Source organism: Actinotalea sp. (assembly GCF_041597215.1).
Classification (GTDB): domain Bacteria; phylum Actinomycetota; class Actinomycetes; order Actinomycetales; family Cellulomonadaceae; genus Actinotalea.
Genome location: NZ_JBFHHB010000202.1, coordinates 1 through 5,902, shown reverse-complemented (window position 1 = coordinate 5,902; position 5,902 = coordinate 1). Strand labels below are relative to the sequence as shown.

The following is a 5,902-nucleotide window of genomic DNA, read 5'->3' as shown; positions in this document are numbered from 1 at the left end:
GTGCCACGGATCTTGTTGACGACGAGCGTGGCCAGGGCCTCGCCCTCGATGTCCTCGGCGATGATGACCAGCGGCTTGCCGGCCTGGATGACCTTCTCCAGCAGCGGCAGGAGGTCCTTGACGTTGGTGATCTTCGACTCGACGAGCAGGACGTAGGCGTCCTCGAGGACGGCCTCCTGGCGCTCCGGGTCGGTGACCATGTACGCCGAGAGGTAGCCCTTGTCGAAGCGCATGCCCTCGGTCAGCTCCAGCTCGAGGCCCAGCGCGCTGGACTCCTCGACGGTGATGACGCCTTCCTTGCCGACCTTGTCCATCGCCTCGGCGATGAGCTCGCCGATGGCGGGGTCGCCGGCGGAGATCCCAGCGGTCGCAGCGATCTGCTCCTTGGTCTCCACCTCCTTGGCGGCAGCGAGGAGCTGGGCGGTGACACCCTCGACGGCCTTCTCGATACCGCGCTTGAGCGCGATCGGGTTGGCGCCGGCGGCGACGTTGCGCAGGCCCTCACGCACGAGCGCCTGGGCGAGGACGGTGGCGGTGGTGGTGCCGTCGCCGGCGACGTCGTCCGTCTTCTTGGCGACCTCCTTGACGAGCTCGGCACCGATCTTCTCGAGCGGCTCCTCGAGCTCGATCTCCTTGGCGATGGAGACACCATCGTTGGTGATCGTGGGGGCGCCCCACTTCTTCTCCAGCACGACGTTGCGGCCCTTGGGGCCGAGGGTGACCTTGACGGCGTCTGCGAGGGCGTTCATGCCCCGCTCCATACCGCGGCGGGCCTCCTCGTCGAAGGCAATGATCTTGGCCATTCGGGACGATCCTCCGTTGATGACGGTGGGCTGGTCCAAGCGCCCGCGACGGACGGACCGGGCCGCTCGCGGTCATGTCCCGCGGGCGTCCGATCCTCACCGGACCAGGATGTTCTGTCACTCTCGGGTCGAGAGTGCTAAGGCATTATTGGCACTCGACGGGTGCGAGTGCAAGCGGCGGTCGGCCGCTGCGCGGACGGCTCAGGGCTGGTAGTCGCCTGCGAGCACCACGAGGATCCCGTCCGGCACCGCGTCGGCCGACTCCTCGACCACGCCGATCCCGAGGGCGGCCGCGACGGCTGCTGCCGTTCCCGCGTCCTCGGCGGCCGCGTAGTACACGACCGATGCGGCCGGCGTCTCCCCGGCGAAGTTCCCGCTCGTCACGGCGGTGAAGCCGGCGTCGGTGAGGAGCGTCTTGGCGCCGCTGGCGAGACCGCTGGTCGTCGTCGCGTTCTGCACGTCGACCGGCGCGCCGAGGTCGGCGGCAGGAAGGGGCTCCTCCGTCGCGGTCGGCTCCTCCGTCGGCTCCTCGGTCGCGGTCTCCTCGGCCGTGGGCTCGGGGCTCGACGCATCCGTCGTCGCGGTCGAGGTCGTGGACGACTCACCGGAGCTGAAGGGGTTCCCGCCGGTGGCGACCGTCACCGCGCCGTACGCCAGACCGGGGACGACGACGAGCACCAGGAGGAAGGGCCACCAGCGGCTCCACGAGGACCGGGGGCGACGGTGGACGCCCTGGGGGCCGCCCGCGGCAGCAGCGTCGAACTCGTCCGGGGGGTAGGGGTAGTCGGCCGCTCTCACGGCGGTCAGGCTATCTGGTCCGGCCGCCTGCGGCGGACCGGACCGTGATCCGGTCCGGTCAGCCGTCGACGCCGAGCCGGCGCGCGGTGCGCGCGCGCTGACGGGAGGTCCGCATCCGGCGGAGCCGCTTGACGAGCATCGGATCGTGCTCGAGGGCCGCAGGGGAGTCGATGAGCGCGTTGAGCACCTGGTAGTAGCGCGTCGCCGACATGTCGAACAGGTCGCGGACGGCCTGCTCCTTCGCACCCGCGTACTTCCACCACTGGCGCTCGAAGTCGAGGATCGCGCGGTCCCGCTCGGTGAGCTCACCGACGGGCGCCGGCACCGTGGTGACGGTGTGCGCGATGGCTTCCATGCTGACCTCCTGGCCGGACGACTGGGCGCCACTCTACTGCCGGAATCACAGGCGTGTCATTCCCCCGGCGCGTCGCGGCCGGCCGCCTGCCGGACGAGGCGCTACCCTCCCGGTCCCCGGGCCGGACCCCGCCGAGCGGCACTAGCCTGGCGCGGTGTCGAGCCTCCCCCTGGACCAGATCGCCACGGACTGGGCCGCGGCGCTCGGGCCCGTGCGGTCGACCCTCGACCGCATCGATGCGGCGCTCACTGCCGAGCGGGCGGCCGGCCGTGAGGTGCTGCCTGCGTCCACGGACGTGCTTCGCGCCTTCCGCCTCCCGATGGCCCGGGTGCGCGTGCTCCTGGTGGGCCAGGACCCCTATCCCACCCCTGGGCATGCCGTCGGGCTCGCGTTCTCGGTCGCTCCCGGGGTCCGCCCGGTACCGCGCTCCCTGGCCAACGTCCTGCGCGAGCTCTCCGACGACCTCGGCTGCGCGCCACGGACCGACGGAGACCTCTCGGACTGGGAGGACCAGGGCGTCCTGCTGCTCAACCGCGTCCTGACGGTCGGGCAGGACGGGCCGGGATCGCATACCCGGCTGGGATGGCAGGAGGTCACCGCCTGCGCCGTCCGGGCGCTCGCCGCCCGCGGCGGCCCGCTGGTCGCCGTGCTGTGGGGCAGGCAGGCGCAGGAGCTCCTCCCCCTGCTGCCGGGAGTCCCGGTGGTCGCGAGCGCGCACCCGAGCCCGCTGTCGGCCGCCCGCGGGTTCTTCGGCTCCCGGCCGTTCTCGCGGGTGAACGCCCTCCTGGCGGAGCAGGGCGAGAGCCCCGTGCGCTGGTGCGGGTGACGGGTGCCGCCCCACCCCCCGGCGGGGCGGCACCCGGTCGACCGCGGGGCTAGGCCCCCACCTCCCTGCTGAGCACGACGCTCACCCCCGTGAGCTGCTCGGCAGGCACCGGCGTCTCCACCGGCACCGCGACGCGCATGCGCGTCGCATCGACCTGCCCGGACATCTCGGCCAACGGGACCCCCCCGGGTCCGTTGAGGGTGACGACGAGGTCGTACCCCTGGCAGCGCTCGTCCAGCCCCGACAGCCGGGCGGCGCTCACCCCGTAGCCCTGCAGATCGAGATCGAAGTCGACGTCGTAGTCCACGGCGATGGTGGACCGGCCGCAGTCGTCGTTGCCCGTCGCGCCCACCAGGACGGTCGAGCCGAACGCGTCCGTGCCGAACGCCCCGGCCGCGCGGACGCCGAGAAGTGCGAGGGCGAGGAGGGCCACAGAAGCCGCTCGTCGTGCTGACGCGTTCTTCACCTGAACCCCTCCTGGGTCGCTCCGCGTGGTGCTTCGACGGGCATCCTGCCCATCGGTCAAGACAACTAGCTCACCTCAGCCGATCGGTCGCTGCGGATCATCGCTGAGGGAACGGTGCCACCGCGTCGGCGGCGGAGGACCAGCACTCGTCCACCGGGTGCTGGGCGCGGGAGCCGTGCGGCTCCGGGTCAGGATCCGCATCGTGACCCCCCGTCGTTCGGTGGCTCGGCTGACCTCTGGGGCCCCGTGGCTTTGCGTCCCCACCTCGCGATGGGTTTGCCGTTTGTCGCTGACCTGTCAAGGATGACTCCCGGGCCCCTGAGCGTCCAGGGCACGCGACGCGCACCGTGCCCGGATTGACCGGCTCGTGGGCATTGGAGGGGATGTCACCCATGAGAATCACCCGTCCGCGCCACCCGAATGCCACAACCGGCACCGCACCGTGGCGTCGCTACGTCGCCGTGGGCGATTCGTTCACCGAGGGCCTGTGGGACGCACCCGGCCACGAGCCGCCGGACAAGACGGGGGTCCACGACCCGACGATCGTCTGCCGCGGCTGGGCCGACCTGCTCGCGGAGGGTCTCGCACGCCGCGCAGCAGGCGCACCGGTGCAGTACGCCAACCTCGCGATCCGCGGGCGCCTCCTGGGCCCGATCCTCGACGAGCAGGTCCCGGCAGCGCTCGCCCTCGGCCCGGACCTGGTGAGCCTGATCGGCGGGGGGAACGACCTGCTCCGGCCGGCCGCCGACCCCGACGAGCTCGCCGCCGGCATGGAGGCGAAGGTCGCCGCCCTGCGCGCGGCCGGTGTCGACGTGCTCATCGCGACCGGGATCGACTCCAAGGACAGCCCCGTCATCCGACGGACCCGCGGGCGTACGGCGGTGCTCAACGCGCACCTGTGGACCATCGCCCGGCGGCACGGCGCCTTCGTGATGGACGTCTGGGGCATGCGCTCCCTCCAGGACTGGCGGATGTGGGCGCCGGACCGGATCCACCTGACGACCGAGGGCCACCGACGGGTCGCCGAGGCCGCGCTCGTCGCCCTCGGCCTCGAGCCGGACGACCCCTCCTGGGACGATCCGATGGTCCCCCTGCCGAGCCCTCCGCTGGCCGAGCGGGTACGTGGGGACGTCGACTGGCTGCGCGACCACGCCTACCCCTGGGCCACCCGCCGCCTGCGCCACCAGTCCTCCGGCGACGAGCGCTTCCCCAAGTACCCGGAGCTGATCACCGTCCGCACGGACTGACGTCCCCGGCGCCCGCCTCCGGCGCCGCGACCCCTCAGCTGCAGCTCGCCACGCGGATGTCGGCGCCCGACTGCGGACCGTTGACCATGACGAGGAAGTACCGGTCCCGGCCGGCCACGACGGTCTCGAACCGGTTGTTCGCCGGTCCGCTCGGACGGCCCTCGACGGCGATCCCCGCCGACCCGGAGATCTTCGAGCACCAGACGGCGTCCACGTCGTTGACGTTCCCCGAGCTCGACCAGGTGGTCAGCCCGTCCGAGTAGCCGTCGACCGAGCTGTTGCCCATCCTGTTCAGCGGGTTGCCCATCCGCGAGGTCCAGATGGTCACCTGCCAGGCGACCGGGGTGGTCGAGGTCGTGCTGACGGTGAAGGCGGCCGGCAGGTTGGCGTTGCCGGAGAGGTTCGGACCGCCGGTCCAGGTGAGGGCGACCTCGCAGGTGGCCGTCGTGCTTCCGGGAACGGTGCAGGCGGCGATCGGGAACGACCAGGTCGACGTCATGCTCCAGCCGTCGAGGGTCGTCGTCACGGGCATCGTCGTCGTCGCCGTGTACACCTGCCCGACGTCGATCGTGCCGCCGGAGGAGATCAGCCCCGACCCGGTGGCGATCCCGTTGCCGGTGTCGAGGGCGACCTGGACCGTGTGGCTGCCGGTGCAGCCGGTGGGCAGGTCGACCCTGACCGCGGAGGTCGTCACCTGGGCGGAGCTCGTCGGGACCGCAGGTTCGACGCGCGCGGTGCCGGAGCAGGGCGAGCTCGCCGTGACGACCGCCGGGCCGCGCGAGGTGATGCCGAGGGTGGAGGCGCTCGCGAGCCCGAGGGCGCCGAGCACGAGGACCGCGCCGAGGGCGAGCCCCACGCGCGCGCGGGTGCGCAGGCGAGCGGGGCGCGTACCGGTCACGGTCGGCTCAGCCGTACACGACGGCGGAGACGGAGCGGATGCTCTCCGCTGCCGTGCTCGAGACGGAGAGGGTCAGGGAGCCTCCGGCGGACGGCACCGTGCCGACGAGCTCCGCACCGAGCGCAGCGCCGGTCGTGTCGAGGAGCCGCGCCTTGAGCGCGAGACCCCCGCAGGCGGCGTCGAACCCGGAGAAGGTGACGCCCGTGGCGCGGAACCCGGCCGGGGCCGTGCTCGAGTAGGAGGTCGTGAAGGTCACCACGACCGGAGCGCTCGCCGGCTGGCAGGAGGAGACGACCGTACTGCCGGCCTGGAGCGTCGTCCCGTTGATGCTCAGCTGCGAGGCCGAGGCGAGGGAGAGGCCCGCGACACCGACGAGCGCGAGCGCGAGCGCTGCGACACGGCGGGTCGGACGCAGGCGGGACATCCGTCGGCTCCAGTTCTTCGGGGACACGCAGGGGTGGCGCGGGGACACGCAGGGGTGGCGCGGGTCGAGGGTAGCGCTGGTCAGG

Annotated in this window: 8 protein-coding genes and 1 riboswitch; of the genes, 2 read left to right on the top strand and 6 right to left on the bottom strand. The window is 72.6% G+C overall.

Going from position 1 to position 5,902, the window contains the following annotated elements:
- From groEL to ABWK99_RS12700, 3 genes are all read right to left on the bottom strand, one after another.
- Positions 1 to 803, bottom strand: an 803-nt coding sequence (gene groEL, locus ABWK99_RS12710; RefSeq protein ID WP_372595072.1) for a chaperonin GroEL, incomplete at its 3' end; no start/stop codon positions are given.
- Between the two features lie 201 nt (positions 804 to 1,004).
- Positions 1,005 to 1,601, bottom strand: coding sequence for a LytR C-terminal domain-containing protein (locus tag ABWK99_RS12705; RefSeq protein WP_372595071.1), 597 nt, complete (start codon positions 1,599 to 1,601; stop codon positions 1,005 to 1,007).
- A gap of 58 nt (positions 1,602 to 1,659) precedes the next feature.
- Complete coding sequence (locus ABWK99_RS12700; protein WP_372595070.1) at positions 1,660 to 1,956, bottom strand: DUF3263 domain-containing protein; 297 nt, start codon at positions 1,954 to 1,956, stop codon at positions 1,660 to 1,662.
- 154 nt (positions 1,957 to 2,110) lie between these two features.
- Between ABWK99_RS12700 and ABWK99_RS12695 the strand changes: the two genes are divergently transcribed.
- Positions 2,111 to 2,782, top strand: a complete 672-nt coding sequence (locus ABWK99_RS12695) for a uracil-DNA glycosylase (protein WP_372595069.1) — start codon at positions 2,111 to 2,113, stop codon at positions 2,780 to 2,782.
- A gap of 49 nt (positions 2,783 to 2,831) precedes the next feature.
- Here ABWK99_RS12695 and ABWK99_RS12690 read toward each other — a convergent pair whose 3' ends face one another.
- Positions 2,832 to 3,215, bottom strand: coding sequence for a hypothetical protein (locus ABWK99_RS12690; protein ID WP_372595068.1), 384 nt, complete (start codon positions 3,213 to 3,215; stop codon positions 2,832 to 2,834).
- A 249-nt stretch (positions 3,216 to 3,464) separates the two neighbouring features.
- Positions 3,465 to 3,539: riboswitch (cyclic di-GMP riboswitch) on the bottom strand.
- Positions 3,540 to 3,640: 101 nt separating this feature from the next.
- Between ABWK99_RS12690 and ABWK99_RS12685 the strand changes: the two genes are divergently transcribed.
- On the top strand, positions 3,641 to 4,495 hold the full coding sequence (locus ABWK99_RS12685; RefSeq protein ID WP_372595067.1) for an SGNH/GDSL hydrolase family protein: 855 nt from the start codon (positions 3,641 to 3,643) through the stop codon (positions 4,493 to 4,495).
- Positions 4,496 to 4,529: 34 nt separating this feature from the next.
- Here the strand turns inward: ABWK99_RS12685 and ABWK99_RS12680 are convergent, their stop codons facing one another.
- Positions 4,530 to 5,393, bottom strand: a complete 864-nt coding sequence (locus ABWK99_RS12680) for a hypothetical protein (protein ID WP_372595066.1) — start codon at positions 5,391 to 5,393, stop codon at positions 4,530 to 4,532.
- 7 nt (positions 5,394 to 5,400) lie between these two features.
- The coding region (locus ABWK99_RS12675) for a hypothetical protein (protein WP_372595065.1) at positions 5,401 to 5,902 on the bottom strand (502 nt) is incomplete at its 5' end.

What these genes read in the sequence shown, in the direction of transcription:
- ABWK99_RS12700 (WP_372595070.1), bottom strand. Translation starts at nt 1,956, where the DNA reads ATGGAAGCCATCGCGCACACCGTCACCACGGTGCCGGCGCCCGTCGGT.
- ABWK99_RS12685 (WP_372595067.1), top strand. Translation starts at nt 3,641, where the DNA reads ATGAGAATCACCCGTCCGCGCCACCCGAATGCCACAACCGGCACCGCA.